The 15077-nt window shown below is 71.3% G+C and carries 11 protein-coding genes; all 11 read left to right on the top strand.

Translation table 11 applies throughout. From position 1 onward, the window contains the following. Window positions 1-11 precede the first annotated feature (11 nt). On the top strand, window positions 12-698 hold the full coding sequence (locus tag VV01_RS14000) for a 50S ribosomal protein L25/general stress protein Ctc (protein WP_050670421.1): 687 nt from the start codon (window positions 12-14) through the stop codon (window positions 696-698). 81 nt (window positions 699-779) lie between these two features. Next, entirely contained in the window at window positions 780-1439 is a 660-nt protein-coding gene (locus tag VV01_RS13995) for a phosphotransferase (RefSeq protein WP_231635238.1), read from the top strand. Between the two features lie 114 nt (window positions 1440-1553). Next, a complete protein-coding gene (gene pth / locus VV01_RS13990; protein WP_050670420.1) occupies window positions 1554-2144 on the top strand; it encodes an aminoacyl-tRNA hydrolase in 591 nt (196 codons plus the stop codon). A gap of 437 nt (window positions 2145-2581) precedes the next feature. Next, window positions 2582-4132 carry a sugar transferase gene (locus VV01_RS13985; RefSeq protein WP_082220987.1) on the top strand — a complete coding sequence of 517 codons (1551 nt, stop codon included), beginning with the start codon at window positions 2582-2584 and terminating at the stop codon, window positions 4130-4132. Further along, window positions 4133-4783 (top strand): hypothetical protein, encoded by a 651-nt coding sequence (locus VV01_RS13980; RefSeq protein WP_050670419.1) that lies wholly within the window; start codon window positions 4133-4135, stop codon window positions 4781-4783. Between the two features lie 44 nt (window positions 4784-4827). Further along, window positions 4828-8340 (top strand): PKD domain-containing protein, encoded by a 3513-nt coding sequence (locus VV01_RS13975; protein ID WP_050670418.1) that lies wholly within the window; start codon window positions 4828-4830, stop codon window positions 8338-8340. 58 nt (window positions 8341-8398) lie between these two features. After that, window positions 8399-9886: a lipopolysaccharide biosynthesis protein gene (locus tag VV01_RS13970; protein WP_050670417.1), complete on the top strand. Its 1488-nt coding sequence runs from the start codon at window positions 8399-8401 to the stop codon at window positions 9884-9886. Further along, window positions 9883-10800 (top strand): glycosyltransferase family 2 protein, encoded by a 918-nt coding sequence (locus VV01_RS13965; RefSeq protein WP_050670416.1) that lies wholly within the window; start codon window positions 9883-9885, stop codon window positions 10798-10800. Before VV01_RS13970 ends, VV01_RS13965 begins: the two co-directional genes overlap by 4 nt. A 3-nt stretch (window positions 10801-10803) precedes the next feature. Beyond that, on the top strand, window positions 10804-12204 hold the full coding sequence (locus VV01_RS13960; protein WP_050670415.1) for a hypothetical protein: 1401 nt from the start codon (window positions 10804-10806) through the stop codon (window positions 12202-12204). Next, window positions 12201-13940 carry a polysaccharide biosynthesis tyrosine autokinase gene (locus tag VV01_RS13955; RefSeq protein WP_050670414.1) on the top strand — a complete coding sequence of 580 codons (1740 nt, stop codon included), beginning with the start codon at window positions 12201-12203 and terminating at the stop codon, window positions 13938-13940. The genes VV01_RS13960 and VV01_RS13955 overlap by 4 nt, the downstream gene beginning before the upstream one ends. After that, complete coding sequence (locus tag VV01_RS13950; RefSeq protein ID WP_050671944.1) at window positions 13933-15075, top strand: glycosyltransferase family 4 protein; 1143 nt, start codon at window positions 13933-13935, stop codon at window positions 15073-15075. Before VV01_RS13955 ends, VV01_RS13950 begins: the two co-directional genes overlap by 8 nt. The last annotated feature ends 2 nt before the right edge of the window (window positions 15076-15077 follow it).

The raw sequence follows: 15077 nt of genomic DNA, 5'->3' as shown, positions 1-15077 counted from the left end.
AGGAGTCCCTCATGGCCGCCAGCAGCAACAACGAGCTCCGCCTCGTTGCCGAGACCCGTACCGAGTTCGGCAAGGGCGCGGCTCGCCGCATCCGCCGCGCCGACAAGATCCCCGCCGTGCTCTACGGCCACGGTGAGGCCCCGACCCACCTGACGCTGCCGTTCCACGACACCTTCCAGGCGCTCAAGCACGTCAACGCGCTGCTCACCATCGAGCTCGACGGTCAGGACCAGCTCGCGCTGGCCAAGGACGTCCAGCGTGACCCGCTGAAGCCGATCATCGAGCACATCGACCTGGTCATCGTCCGCAAGGGCGAGAAGGTCACCGTCGACATCCCGGTGCACGTCGAGGGCGAGGCCGGTCCCGAGACCGTCATCACCGTCGAGAACCAGACGCTGTCCGTCGAGGCCGACGCCACCGACATCCCCGAGTCGCTCACCGTCTCGGTCGAGGGCCTGGAGGCCGGCAGCCAGATCCTGGCCAAGGACGTCACCCTGCCCGCCGGCTCCACCCTCATCGCCGACGAGGAGCTGCTGGTCATCAACATCACCCAGCAGGTCTCGCAGGAGGAGCTCGACGCCGAGCTCGAGGAGGCCGAGGCCGAGGCCGGCATCGAGAAGGACGAGTCCGACGAGGCTGCCGAGGGCGGCGACGACGCTGCCGAGGGTAGCGAGGACAAGGCCGACGACGAGGGCTGATCCCCGTCTCTTCGCTTCACGACGAAGGCCCGTCCGGCACTGCCGGGCGGGCCTTCGCTCGTCCGTGCTCGAAGGAGTGACATGACCGACTGGGGTGACGACGTCGGCGTACGCCTGCCAGGTGGCAACGTCGGCGGTGCGTGGCTGGTCGGCGACACGGTGCGGCGTACGACGGGTCCGTGGTCGCCGGCCGTGCACGCTCTGCTGCAGCATCTGGAGGATCGCGGGCTCGGCGGCGTGCCCCGGTTCCTCGGGCACGACGACCTGGGCCGTGAGGTGCTCACCTATCTGCCGGGCCGTGTCGTCGACGTCGACCACGACGAGCTGACCGACGCGCAGCTCGTCGACATGGTGGCGTGGACCCGTCGGCTGCACGACGCGCTCGCCGGGTTCGAGCACCCGGGGCCGTGGCGCTTCCCTGGGCCTGATGCGCCAACGACGTTGGGGCACAACGACATCGCGCCCTACAACGTGTGCTTCGAGAGCGACCGGCTGGCGGGGGTGTTCGACTGGGACCTCGCCGGCCCGACCACCGCGCTGCTGGAGCTGGGCATGCTCGCGTGGACGGCGGTGCCGCTGTTCCGCGAGGTGCCGGACGCCGACGTCGTACGCCGGCTGCGGCTGATCGCACGACCTACGGCGGAGTGTCGGCGACGCAGGTGCTGGAAGCCTGCCTCGAGCGGGCGCAGCTGGCGATCGACGGCATCGCCGCCGCAGTGGCCGCAGGTGACGAGGGCATGATCCACCTGGCGCGCACGACCGGTGAGCCCGAGCCGATGCGCCGCCGCCGTGCAGCGCTGCTGGAGCGGACGCCGAGGCTGCTGGCGCTGCTCGAGGTCTGAGAGGATCTGCCCCGTGGATACCTGGCTCGTGGTCGGACTCGGCAACCCCGGCGCGTCGTACGCCGGCAACCGGCACAACGTCGGTGCGATGGTCATCGACGAGCTCGCGCAGCGCGGGGGAGCGACGCTGCGCACCCACAAGGCACGCGCCCGCGCCGCGGAGGTCCGCCTCGGCACGCTGCCGGGCGGGGCGCCCTGCCCGAAGGCCGTCGTCGCGGTGCCGCTGACCTACATGAACGAGTCGGGCGGCCCGGTCGCCGGGCTCATGAACTTCTTCAAGGTGCCGGCCGAGCGCCTGATCGTGGTGCACGACGAGCTCGACATCGACTTCGCCCAGCTGCGCCTCAAGCTCGGCGGCGGCGAGGGCGGCCACAACGGTCTGCGCTCCATCACCAAGTCGGCCGGCACCAAGGACTACCTGCGGGTGCGCGTCGGCATCGGTCGTCCGCCGGGCCGGATGGACGCTGCGGCGTACGTGCTCAAGGACTTCTCGCCGAGTGAGCGCAAGGAGCTGGACTTCCTGCTGCCCGACGCGGCCGATGCGGTCGAGCGGCTGGTGCACGACGGGCTGACGACCGCCCAGAACGTCGTCCACGCCCGCTGAACACGATCTGCCCACCGGACCGACGAGCTGTACCTCGAGCATGACGGTCGGTTGACCTTTTCTTGACGTTCTCCGGACAGGCAGGGGTTGTACCTCGTAACCTGTGCTGGTCAGGGGAGTGGTCTGGTCGGGGGGGGGGGGGGATCAGGCCGCGCAGTCAAGGGGCGATCAAGCAGAGCTGCTTCAGCATGTTTCGGCCGCGTGTGAGCGCCATCACACACATCACACCGCTCGCGGGTGATGTTGAGCGCGCCGCGGCGACCGGATCGAAGTGGCGGACCACCTCTTGACCAAGTCTTTACTTTTTCCTGACCTTTTCAGTAAGGTCCGGTTCTGACGGGGAAGGTGTTCAGGGGGCAAGGCATGAGGGGCACGACGCAGCCGGCGTCGGCCGCGCGCGGAGCGCGGTCACGTGGCGCCGGGCAGGTGGCGCGGGCATGACGGACATCATTCAGGCGCCGCAGCAGGTGTCGGACGCCGAACTCGCCCAGGCGTGGGCGAGCACGGGCTCACCCGCGCGACCGCGTCGCGCCCAGCGGGACGACGTTGCCGCGGCACCGCGCTCTCGGCGCCACCAGCGCCGCGCGACCTGGCTGCCTCAGTACGTCCGCCGCGCGCTCGCCCTCGACGCGTTCGCGGGGCTGGCCGCCACCCTGGTCGCCCTCGCGATGGTGCGCGTGAGCGACTCCGCGCGCGTCGGTCCGGTCGTGGCCACGCTCGCGCTCGTCGTGGTCCCGGCTGCCTGGCTCGCGGCGATGGCGCAGGCCCGCGGCTACGAACGCCGCCTGCTGGGCGTGGGCGCCGAAGAGCTGCGCGCGGTGCCCCGCGCCGTCGTACGCCTGCTCGCCGTGACCGCTGTCGTGACACTGGCCGTGGGCGACCCCGTCACCGACCTGGCGCGGGTGCTGGTCCTGGTCTTCGTGCCGGTTGTGCTGGTGCTCTCACTGACGTTGCGCTACCTGCTGCGACAGGGGCTGCACCGGCGCCGGCACCGCGGCTCCGCGATGCAGCGCGCGGTCGTCGTCGGCTGCGGTGAGGCTGCTGGCGAGCTCATCGCCGACCTGCGCCGCGACGCCAGCCAAGGGCTGCGTCCCGTCGCGGCCTGCACCACCGCCACCGAGCCGGTCGCCGAGGGCCTGGCCCGACACGCGGGCGTCTCCGACACGTTGCGGATCGTCGACGAGACGTTCGCCGACGTCGTCGTGATCGCCCACCCGTCGGCTCTGACGCCGCCCGAGCTGCGACGGCTGTCCTGGGCGCTGGAGTCGCGCCAGGTCGAGCTGATGATCTCGCCCGGCATCATGGAGGTCGCCGGACCTCGGCTGTCCTTCCGTCCGTCCGCGACGCTCTCGCTCGTGCACGTCGAGCAGCCCGCCGCTGACGGGGGAGCGCTGCTCGGCAAGGCGCTGTTCGACCGGTCGCTCGCGCTGATGCTGCTCGTCATCGCCTCGCCCGTGCTCGCGCTCACCGCGCTCGCCATCAAGATCGACAGCCGCGGGCCCGTGCTGTTCCGTCAGGTGCGCGTCGGCGCCCACGGCAAGTCGTTCAAGATCCTCAAGCTGCGTTCGATGGTGGTCGAGGCCGAGGACCGGCTCGAGGCTGTCCGCGCTGAGGCCGACCACGGCAACGGCCGGCTCTACAAGCGACACGACGATCCTCGAGTCACCAATGTCGGCAGGGTGATCCGGCGGTTCTCCATCGACGAGCTGCCGCAGCTCGTCAACGTCGTGCGCGGCGACATGTCGCTGGTCGGTCCGCGCCCGCCGCTGCACGACGAGGTCGCCCAGTACGAAGACGACGCGATCCGTCGGCTGCGTGTCCGGCCCGGTCTCACCGGCCTGTGGCAGGTCAGCGGTCGCAGCAACCTGTCCTGGGACGAGTCGCTGCGGCTCGACCTGCGCTACGTCGACAACTGGTCGATGATGCTCGACCTGCAGATCCTGTGGCGCACCGGCCGGGCCGTCCTGCGCGGCGAAGGAGCGTACTGAATGTCGTTGCGTATCAACGGTTCTCACGCGGCGGCGGTCGCAGTCTTCGTACTGGCACTCGGGCTGAGCGGCTGCGGGGACGACGCGTCCGAACCGGCCGCCGGCGTGGCCGCCCAGGCAGCGGCGACCACTGGGACGTCGGGCGTGCCCACCGAGTCGATGCCCACCACGGCGCAGCCGCCCGCGGTGCGTCGAGCGCCTGCGAGCCCGACACCGGTCCTGCGCAACGGGCACAAGCCGAAGCCGACAGCGTCCGCCTCCGCACGGGCACTGCGCGAACAGGTGTCCTACTCCGACGGCTTGCACCTGCAGGTCACCCGGGTCGTGCAGGGCAAGATCAGCGGGCAGGGCCCCGGGGTCTTCAACAACCGGCCGACCACGTCCTTCGACGTCACGCTCACCAACAGCACCGCGCGACCGGTCGACCTCAGCGCCGTCGTCGTCTCCGTGTCCTACGGCAAGCCTGCCGTCGAGGCACCGCCGGCGTACGACGACCGCTCGCTCGACTTCGGCGGCGTCGTCCAGCCAGGGCGCACGGCCAAAGCCACGTACGGCTTCTCGGTGCCCGCCGCTCAGCTGGGGTCGGTGACCCTCGCGATCGACATCGACGGTGAGCACACCGTCGCCACCATGACGGGCGCTGCCCGATGATCACCCACCCGCCGACGAGCTCGGCCGCCACATCAGGAGCACCCATGCCGCACTCACGACCCGGTGCCTCCGCGCTCCGGGCCGGCGCTCTCGCCGTCGCCTTCGCCATGCTGGCGGTGCTGCTCGGCACCGTCACCTCGGCTGGCCGTGCTGTCGCCGACACCACGCCGGACGACGGCGTCGCGGCCACGGTGAGCTCGGACGCCCTGCCCACCTGGCAGATCAACGGTGTCGTGTGGCAGCAGGTGACGATCGGCACCACGGTCTACGCGGTCGGCGAGTTCTCCAAGGTGCGCCCGCCAGGTATCGCTCCCGGCGGAGCGGGCGAGCGCGACGCGGGCAACATCTTCGCCTACGACATCCGCACCGGTAACCCCGTCACCGGGTTCGACCACTCCCTCAACGGGCAGGCGCTGTCGATCACCACCTCGCCCGACAAGTCGCGCATCTACGTGGGTGGCGACTTCACCGCCGTCGACGGTCAGCCCCGGGGCCACATCGCGGCGTTCGACGTCTCGACCGGCGCGCTCGACGCGTCGTTCAAGCCCTCGGTCTCCGGGCGTGTGCGAGCGCTCGCGGCCACGGCCAGCACGGTCTACGCCGGCGGCGAGTTCAACGGTGCGGCCGGGCAGATCCGCAAGCGGCTGGCCGCCGTCAACAGCTCGACCGGCGCGCTCCTGCCCTGGGCACCGCAGACCGACGGCTACTACGTCTGGTCCATGACCCTGACCCCCGACGCGTCCAAGCTCGTCGTCGGCGGCCAGTTCCAGCGGCTCAACGACCAGGTCGTCAACGGTATGGGCGCGCTCGACCTCAGCACCGGCCAGAACCTCCCGTGGGCGGCCAACTCGGTGATCAAGGACTACAACAACGGCGGCATCGTGTCGCTGCGCGCCGACGGCCAGCAGGTGTACGGCACCGGCTTCGCGTTCGGCAGCGGCGGCACCTTCGAGGGCACGTTCGCGCTCGACCCGAGCAACGGCGGTATCAACTGGCTCAACGACTGCCAGGGCGACACCTACGACGCCTACCCCATGGGTGAGGTCGTCTACACCGTCAGCCACGTGCACTCCTGCGACATGATCGGCGCCGTGCCCGAGGGCAACCCGCGATCGCTCAACCAGCGGCACGCGCTGGCGTTCTCGACCCAGGCCAACACCGTCAACGACGGCCCCGACCAGTACGGCTGGAACTACAAGGGCCGCCCGGGTTCCAAGGCGCTGCAGTGGTTCCCGGACTTCGCCTGGGGCAGCTACACCTCCTCCAAGCAGGCCGGCTGGACGGTCACGGGCAACGGTGACTACATCGCCGTGGGTGGTGAGTTCCCCGCGGTCAACGGTCGCAACCAGCAGGGCCTCGTGCGCTTCGCCGTCAAGGACAAGGCACCCAACCAGCGCGGCCCCCAGACCGGTCGAGGCCCCAACCCGGCGGCGTCCGCCACCGGCAACGGCACCGTGCGGCTGACGTGGGGTGCGGCGTCCGACGAGGACAACGAGAACCTCACCTACGAGATCCACCGCTCGGGCACGACCGGCCCGGTGGGTCAGGTCTCCGGGCGTTCGACCTTCTGGAACACGCCCACCATGACGTTCACCGACGCCGGTGCGCCCTCAGGCCAGAGCGTGACCTACACCGTCAAGGCCAAGGACTCCTTCGGTAACACCCTGACGCTGCCGACCACCTCGCCGGTGACGAGCACGGGTACGCCGCCGTCGGCGTACGCTCGCCGGGTCCTGTCCGACGGGGCCGACCTCTACTGGCGACTCGGTGACTCGGGCAGCACGATCCGCGACTGGGCCGGCAGCAACAACGGCACGACCCGCGGCAACGTGTCCCGCGCGGTCACCGGTGCGGTCAGTGGTGACAGCGACCGGGCGCTCGAGCTCGACCCCAGCGGCTTCCTCACCAGCGCCGGCGCGGTGTCCAGCGGTTCGTCCGTGGCCGCTCCGCAGACCATCAGTGTCGAGGCCTGGGTCAAGACGTCCTCGACCAAGGGCGGCAAGATCCTCGGCATCGGCAGCTCCAAGACGGGCACCTCGTCCACGCACGACCGCAACCTTTATCTGGACAGCTCCGGGCACCTGGTCTTCGGCGTCAGCGACGGCAGCGTCAAGACCGTCCAGAGCCCGGCGACCTACAACGACGGCACGTGGCACCACGTCGTCGGCACGGCCACGGGCGGCTCGCTGAAGCTGTACGTCGACGGCTCCGAGAAGGCTGCCCGCAGCGATGTCGGCACGCCCCGGGCCGTGAGCGGCTACTGGCGCAGCGGTGACAGCCTGTCCGGCTGGCCGGGCGACCCGAGCGCCGACTCGGTCGACGGCGTGATCGACGACGCGGCCGTCTACCCGACGGTGCTGAGCGCCGCGTCGATCGCCTCGCACCACCAGCTGGGCTCGACCGGTGCGATCGCCAACGTCCCGCCGACGGCGGCGTTCACCGCGACGGGCGGACAGCTGTCCGCGACGTTCGACGCGTCGGCGTCCTCCGATGCGGACGGCTCGGTCGCGTCGTACGCGTGGGACTTCGGTGACGGGTCGAGCGGCACGGGCGCGAAGCCGTCCCACACGTACGCAGCGGCCGGCACCTACACCGTGCGTCTCACCGTGACTGATGACAAGGGCGCCACCGGCACCCTGACCAAGCAGGTCACCGTGACCGCTCCGCCGGCGAATCAGCCTCCGGCAGCAGCGTTCTCGAGCGATGCGACCCAGCTGACGGTGGCGCTCGACGGCAGCGCGTCGACCGATGCGGACGGCTCGGTCGCGTCGTACGCGTGGGACTTCGGTGACGGGTCGAGCGGCACGGGCGCGAAGCCGTCGCACACGTACGCCGCCGCCGGCACCTACACCGTGCGTCTCACCGTGACCGATGACAAGGGCGCCACCGACAGCGTCAGCCACGACGTCACCGTGCAGGCCCCGGCGGCCGCGATCGTGGTCGACGACTTCAACCGCGATGTCACCGGTGGGCTCGGCTCGGCCGACACCGGTGGTGCGTGGACCCTGTCCGGCTCGGCCGCGCGCTTCTCGGTCGACGGCGACAAGGGCCAGCTCGAGATGGCGGCAGCCGGCAGCGGCGTGAAGGCCTCGCTGGGCTCGGTGTCGGTCACCGACACCGACCTCACGGTCGACACCGAGCTCAACAAGGCTCCGGCAGGTGCGTCGGTCTACACCTACGCGACCGTGCGCCGGGTCGGGACGACCGCCTACGTCGCCAAGCTGCGCTGGCGTGAGACCGGTGCTGTCGAGCTCTACCTCACCAAGGTCGTCGACGGGGTCGAGACCACGCTCGCCGGTGGTGGCAGCATCCCCGGCGTGACGGTCGACGACACCCTCACGCTGCGGCTGCAGGCCGTCGGTACGACGGTGCGCGCCAAGGTGTGGACGGCCGGCTCGACCGAGCCCAGCACCTGGCGCAACAGCGTGACCGACACGACGGCAGCCCTGCAGCGGCCCGGCGGCATCGGCCTCGAGGTCTACCTCGCCGGCACGGTCACCAATGCCCCCATCAAGGCGCTGTTCGACAACCTCCTCGTGAAGCCCGCCCAGGAGTGAGGAGTGCCGGCGGATGACCTCACGGTCATCCGCCGGACCTGATGGAGTGTGAGATCGGATGACGAACGCCGACGTGCGGCCGGCGCCCCCGAGCGGGCTCGGCCGCCGCGCGGTCCGTGGGGCTGTCCTGGTCGTCGGCGGCCAGGTCGGGCGCATCGTGATCCAGGTCGTCTCGGTCGTCGTCCTCGCACGGCTGCTCGCACCGCACGACTACGGGCTCGTCGCCATGGTCATGGCCGTGGTCGGGGTCGCGGACATCTTCCGCGACTTCGGGCTCTCGGCGGCCGCGGTGCAGGCGCGCGAGCTGTCCAGGGCGCAGCGCGACAACCTGTTCTGGATCAACGTCGTGCTCGGGCTCGGACTGGCGGGGTTGGCCGTGCTCGCGGCACCGCTGGTGGCCGATGCGTACGGCCGCGATGAGCTCGTCGACCTCACACGGGTGCTCGCGCTGCTCTTCGTCGTCAACGGCGTCGCGACGCAGTACCGCGCCGACCTCAACAGGCGCCTGCACTTCGGTGCGCTCGCGTTCGCTGACGTCGCCGCCTCGCTGGCCGGGTTGCTGGCGGGGGTGATCGCGGCCCTCAACGGCGCGGGCTACTGGTCGCTCGCGGCCCAGCAGCTGACCCAGGTCACGACCATGATGGTGCTGGTCGTCGTCCGTGCCGGATGGCGGCCGGGCGCCCCGGACCGTTCGGCGCCGATGGCGGGGCTGGTCCGGTTCGGCTGGCACCTGGTCGGCTCGCAGGTCGTCGGCTACGTCGGCAACAACGCCGACACGTTCGTGATCGGGACACGTTTCGGGGCTGCTCCGCTCGGGCTGTACAACCGCGGGTTCCAGCTGCTCATGACGCCGCTCGGCCAGCTGCGCGGGCCGACGACGTCGGTGGCGCTGCCCGTCCTGTCGCGCATCCAGGACGACGTGCCCCGCTACCAGTCCTTCCTGCTGCGAGGGCAGCTCGCGCTCGGCTACGGCCTGGTGGTCGGGCTGGGGCTGGTCGCCGGAGCCGCGGCCCCGATCACCGCGGTCTTCCTGGGGGAGCAGTGGGTCGAGGTGGTCCCGATCCTGCGCGCCCTTGCCATCGCCGGCGGGCTGCAGACCCTGGCCTTCGTCGGCTACTGGGTCTACCTGTCCCGCGGACTCACCGCGCAGCTGCGGCGCTACACCGTCCTCACGGCGGGCCTGCGGATCGGGTGCATCCTGATCGGCAGCCACTGGGGCGTCCGTGGGGTGGCGGTCGCCTACGCCACCGCGGCTGCGCTGGAGTGGCCCCTGTCGATCTGGTGGTTGTCGCGCATGTCACCGCTGCCGGCCGGTGGGCTGGTGCGCGGAGCAGTCCGCATCATCGTCGTCGCCGCAGCCGCCGGTGTCGCGTCGTGGGGTGCGGCGACCGCGGCCGCGACGTGGGCACCTGCGGTCGGGCTGCTGCTGGCGGCTCTCGCCGGGCTCGCAGCGGTCGCCGTCCTCGTGCGGGTCGTCCCCGCACTCGGCGACGACGTACGCCAGGTGCTCGCGGCCGTCCGACAGGCCAGGAGGGCGCGCGCATGAGCGAGGCTCTCCGGTCGACGGCGATCGTCGTCGTCAGCTATGCCAGCGCGCATCTGCTGCGCACCCACCTGGTCGCCGTCGCAGACTCCGCACCCGGCGTACAGGTCGTTGTGGTCGACAACTGGACGACCTCCGAGGAGCGCGCCGCGGTCGAGCAGCTGTGCGCCGAGCAGGGCTGGACCGCGATCTGCTCCGACACCAACCTCGGGTTCGGCGGTGGCGTCAACCTCGGCGCGACGGCTGCGCTCGAGGCGGGCGCCGACGTCCTCGTGCTGCTCAACCCCGACGCGTCCGTCGACGGTGCGAGTCTGGGACGCATGATCGACCGGGTCCGGCACGACCCCTGGGCGATGCGCGCACCGCGGATCGTCCGCTCCGACGGCAGCCTGTGGTTCGACGGCATCGACCTGTGGCTGTCCGACGGTCACATGAGCGCGACCCGCAACCGACCCGCGGGCACCGACGAGACCGAGGTCGTCCCGTGGCTGACGGGTGCGTGCCTGGTGCTCAGCCGTCAGCTGTGGCAGCGGCTCGACGGCTTCGACGAGGAGTACTTCCTCTACTGGGAGGACGTCGACCTGTCCCACCGCGCTCTCGCATCCGGCGCGAGCATCGCGGTCGACCACGACTGCACAGCGGTCCACGACGAGGGCGGTTCGCAGACCTCGGGTTCGGGCGCCCGGGACAAGTCCGACCTCTACTACTACTTCAACATCCGTAACCGTCTGCTGTTCGCGGCCAAGAACCTCGACGCCGGCACCCAGCGGCGCTGGCGCCGCACGAGTACCCGGGCGGCGTACGACATCCTCCTGCGCGGTGGCCGCCGGCACCTGCTGTCCCGGCGCGGGCCGGCGCCGACCGCGGTGCGCGCGACGCTCCACGGGCGACGCGCGCTGCGCCGGACGGGAGGCTGAGTCATGTCGTCCCTGCCTCTGGGGCTCAGCTCGGGCCCGAGTGTCGACCGGCTGGTCCTGCTGGGCGCCGCCGCGACGTTCGCCGCCCTGCTCGTCGTCGCGCTCCGACGCTCCACGCGCGCGGCACTCGGGCTCTGGCTGGCCGTCGCGTGCTTCGTGCCGTGCTGGATGAGCGTCAAGGTCCAGTTCGACTTCCCGCCGACCTCGGCGATCGGACTGGTCGTGCTCGCGGCGGCCGTGCCGTTCGCGGTGACCCGGCTGCACTGGGTCGACTGGCTGCTCCTGTCGTTCGTCGGCCTCGTGGTCCTCGCGCTCCTCATGCGCGCGGGGTCCCTCGCCGGTGCGTTCGCGGTGCTGGCGCAGTGGGCCGTCGGCTACCTGGTGGGTCGCATCCTGCCGTCGAAGGTCGGTCTGACCTGGACCTACCGGTGCATCACGGTGCTGTTCGCCGTCGTCGCGGCGCTGGCCCTCGTGGAGTTCCTGCTCTCCTGGAACCCGTTCGTCTCGCTCAGCCGAGGCAACGCGGCGTACGAGCTGTGGGGGCAGCTGCAGGAGCGCGGCGGGATCGTCCGCGCGGAGGGGGCGTTCGGGCACTCGATCGCGCTGGGCGCCTGCCTGGCGATGGCCGTCCCGGTCGCGCTCGCGTCCGACCTGCGCCCCCCGCTACGGGTGAGCATCGCGGTGCTGCTGGTCGCCGCCACGGTCGTGACGTTCAGTCGTACGGCCATCGGCTGCGCCCTGCTCGGCCTGGTGCTGATGCTCCTCCTGGACCGCAGCGGGGCGCTGCCCACCCGAGCACGACTCGGCCTCATCGGCTGTCTGGTCGTGGCGGCCGTCGCACTGCAGTCGCGCATCCTGGGCGTGTTCAGCGCCGCGGGCGACGAGGCGACCAACAGTGCGGCGTACCGGCTCGACCTGCTCGGCCTGCTGCCCGATGTGAGTCTGCTCGGCGAGAGCCCGAGCGTCACGCGCAGCCCGACCGGCGACGTCTACGTCGGGGCGTTCCACTCGATCGACAGCGCCTGGCTGCTGCTCGGCCTGACCTACGGTGCGCTCGCCCTGGGGCTGGTCACGGTGGTGTACGCCGGCGCGGCGCTCGCGGTCCTGGCACGTCGGGCCACAGCGCCGACGATCGCGGTGGTGGCGCAGGGACCGGCGCTGGTGACGGTCGCACTGATCACGCAGTACGCCACGGTCTTCTGGTTCTTCGCGGGCCTGGCTGTGACCGCACAGCTCGCGGCCCGTCCGGCCACGGGCGAGAAGTCCGCAGAACGACGGCTCGAGCACGAGCCGCAACTAGACTCCTCCGGGTCAGCCGTGGTGGCTGGGACGGGGACATCTGATCGACGACAAGGGGACCGGGCACACATCGCCCGGCGCATCGAGCTGAGGGCACCACGATGAACGACCAACCGAACCGCACGACCGCGACGGGGATCCGGCACTACCTGAGCGTGCTGCGCAAGCGGTGGTCGATCATCGCAGCGCTCACGGTCCTGGGCGGCTCGTCGGCCCTGGCGCTGTCCGTCGCGGCCACACCGACCTACACCTCGGTGTCCCGGGTCTACTTCTCGCTGCCGACCGGCACCTCGGGCAGCGACCTGTCACAGGGCTCCACCTACGCGCAGAGCCAGATGGTCTCCTACGCCTCGCTCGCCGAGCAGCCCCTCGTGCTGGACCGGGTGATCGCCTCACAGCACCTCGACATGACCGCGCAGCAGCTCGCCGACAAGATCAAGGCCACGGCCGCCAAGGACACCGTGATCCTGCAGATCGCCGTGACCGACACCTCCGACGTGCGGGCTGCTCAGATCGCCAACAGCGTGTCGACCGAGCTCTCCCGGGCGGCGCGCGAGCTGGCGCCCAAGGGTGAGCAGGACCGCGCCACCATCGAGGCGACGCCGGTCGCGGTCGCGACGCCTGCCAAGCATCCGTCGTCCCCCAACACCCGACGCAATGTCGCGGCCGGCCTGGCAGCAGGTCTGGTGCTCGGAGTGCTGACGGCGTTCGCGCGTGATGCTCTCGACACCCGCGTGCGCACGGCGGAGGACATCAACGGTCTGACCGACGCGCCGGTGCTCGGTGAGGTCGGTGTCTCCAAGTCGCCCGAACGGCACGGGCACCTCGTACGCCTCGCGCCCAGAGGGCGTGAGGCCGAGGCCTTCCGCCGGGCTCGTACCAACCTGAAGTTCCTCGGTATCGACCAGCGACCGCTGATCGTGGTCATCACCTCGGCCGTCGAGGGCGAGGGCAAGTCCAGTACGGCGATGAACCTCGCGGTCGCGATCGCCGAGGCGCACACCCGGGTCCTGCTCATCGACGCCGACCTGCGCCGTCCCTCGCTCTCGCGCTACACCGGTCTCGAGGGCAGTGTCGGCCTGACGACCGTGCTCATCGGACAGGCCGACCTGGACGACGTCATCCAGCCCTGGGGTGACACGAGCCTGGACATCATCACCTCGGGTGACATCCCGCCCAACCCGAGTGAGCTGCTCGACTCGCGGGCGATGCAGCGTCTCCTGGACCAGGCGCGTCCGTCGTACGACGTCATCCTGATCGACTGCGCGCCGGTGCTCCCCGTGACCGACCCGGCCATCCTCGCGCGGTCGGTGTCCGGTGCGGTGCTGGTCGCGAGCGCGGCCAAGGTGACCCGTCAGCAGGTGGGCGAGGCCCTCGACCGTCTGCGTGCGGTCGATGCGCGGCTGCTCGGCGTCGTGCTCAACCAGGTCAAGCGCAAGGACGAGTTCGCCTACTACGAGTACGTCCCGGACGAGGAGCCGCAGACGCGCTCGCGGGCTGCCCGAGCGCGGCGGGCTTCCGCTCCCGCCGAGGCACGGCCGGTGCTGCCGCCTGCGTCGTCCGCGGCCGACGGCTGGAGCCCGACGACGAGTGTCGCCGAGGCGGACGACGCCGGTGAGGACCAGACACTGACGGACCTCACCCCGCACCGCGACGCCCGCGCCGTACGCGACGTACACGACGACGCGGATGGCGCGCCGGAGCCGCGCCGCTCGCTGGGAGCGTCGTACGACGACCGGTCCGAGGACTCCGAGGACGAGGAGCCGGACCTGCCCGAGGCGGACGACGATCGCGAGCGCGCCGGGCGCGGTGCGAGCCGCTGGTCGGCCCGTCGTGGCTGACGTCGCATCTGGTCCGACCGTCCTGGTCGCCCATCCGGCTGCCGACGTCTACGGGTCGGATCTGCAGCTGCTCGAGTCGATCTCGGGCCTGGTTGCTGCCGGTTGGCGCGTGGTCGTCGCGATGCCCGAGCACGGACCGCTGCACGAGCTCGTACGCCGACGTGGCGGTGAGCCGCAGGTCGTCGACTTCCCGGTGCTGCGGCGCGCCAGCAGCTCAGCCGGCGGGCTCGCCGGTCTCGCCGTCGCCGGCGCACGGGCGGCCACCGGCCTGCGACGCGTCGTCCGCCAGGTCGGTGCAGACGTCCTGTACGTCAACACGGTGACCCTCCCGTGGTGGCTGACGGCCGGACGACTCGCGCGGGTGCCGACCTTGTGCCACGTCCACGAGGCGGAGGACCAGGACCCGTGGCCGGTACGAGCCGCCCTCGGCGCACCGCTGCTGCAGGCCCATCGGCTCATCGTGATCAGCCGGGCCGCGTCTGCGGCCGCCGAGGTCGTGCCCGGCCTCCGACGCCGAGCACGCCTGATCTACAACGGTGTTCCGCAGCCCGAGACCGCCGTGACTGCGGGATCCCCGGGGCCGGCGTTCCGGCTCGCGGTGGTCGGACGCCTCTCACCGCGCAAGGCCCCGCACGTGGCGCTGGAGGCTGTCGCGCTCCTGCGAGCACAGGGCCGTGAGGTCACTCTGGAGGTCTGCGGGACGGCGTTCGCGGGGTATGAGGCGTACGAGTCCGAGCTGCGCGAGCGAGCCGAGCAGGACGACCTGCGCGGAGCAGTGCAGTTCTCGGGCTACGTCTCGCCCATCTGGTCGGTGCTCGAGCGTGCGGATGTCGTGGTCGCTCCGTCGTTGCGTGAGCCGTTCGGCAACGCGGTCGTCGAGGCGCAGCTCGCCGGACGACCTGTTGTCGCCGCCGCTGCTCTCGGACACCTCGAGACGATCGAGGACGGCGTCACCGGTCTGCTGACCCCGCCCGGCGATGCCGAGGCCCTCGCCCGAGCAGTCGCCACCTTGATGGACGACCCGTCGCGTGCGGCGTCGATGGGGGAGCGGGCGCGGCTCGAGGCGCGGCGAAGGTTCTCGGTCGAGCGCTATCAGCGCGAGGTCGTCGAGCTGGTGACCTCGCTCGTGCCCTGAGG

This window comes from Luteipulveratus halotolerans, assembly GCF_001247745.1.
Classification (GTDB): Bacteria; Actinomycetota; Actinomycetes; order Actinomycetales; family Dermatophilaceae; genus Luteipulveratus; species Luteipulveratus halotolerans.
Note: the sequence above shows the minus strand (reverse complement) of the source record. Positions and strands in the feature narration are given on the sequence as shown.

Coding starts and splice junctions, on each gene's coding strand:
- VV01_RS14000 (WP_050670421.1), top strand. CDS start 12: ATGGCCGCCAGCAGCAACAACGAGCTCCGCCTCGTTGCCGAGACCCGT.
- VV01_RS13995 (WP_231635238.1), top strand. CDS start 780: ATGACCGACTGGGGTGACGACGTCGGCGTACGCCTGCCAGGTGGCAAC.
- VV01_RS13985 (WP_082220987.1), top strand. CDS start 2,582: ATGACGGACATCATTCAGGCGCCGCAGCAGGTGTCGGACGCCGAACTC.
- VV01_RS13980 (WP_050670419.1), top strand. CDS start 4,133: ATGTCGTTGCGTATCAACGGTTCTCACGCGGCGGCGGTCGCAGTCTTC.
- VV01_RS13975 (WP_050670418.1), top strand. CDS start 4,828: ATGCCGCACTCACGACCCGGTGCCTCCGCGCTCCGGGCCGGCGCTCTC.
- VV01_RS13970 (WP_050670417.1), top strand. CDS start 8,399: ATGACGAACGCCGACGTGCGGCCGGCGCCCCCGAGCGGGCTCGGCCGC.
- VV01_RS13965 (WP_050670416.1), top strand. CDS start 9,883: ATGAGCGAGGCTCTCCGGTCGACGGCGATCGTCGTCGTCAGCTATGCC.
- VV01_RS13960 (WP_050670415.1), top strand. CDS start 10,804: ATGTCGTCCCTGCCTCTGGGGCTCAGCTCGGGCCCGAGTGTCGACCGG.
- VV01_RS13955 (WP_050670414.1), top strand. CDS start 12,201: ATGAACGACCAACCGAACCGCACGACCGCGACGGGGATCCGGCACTAC.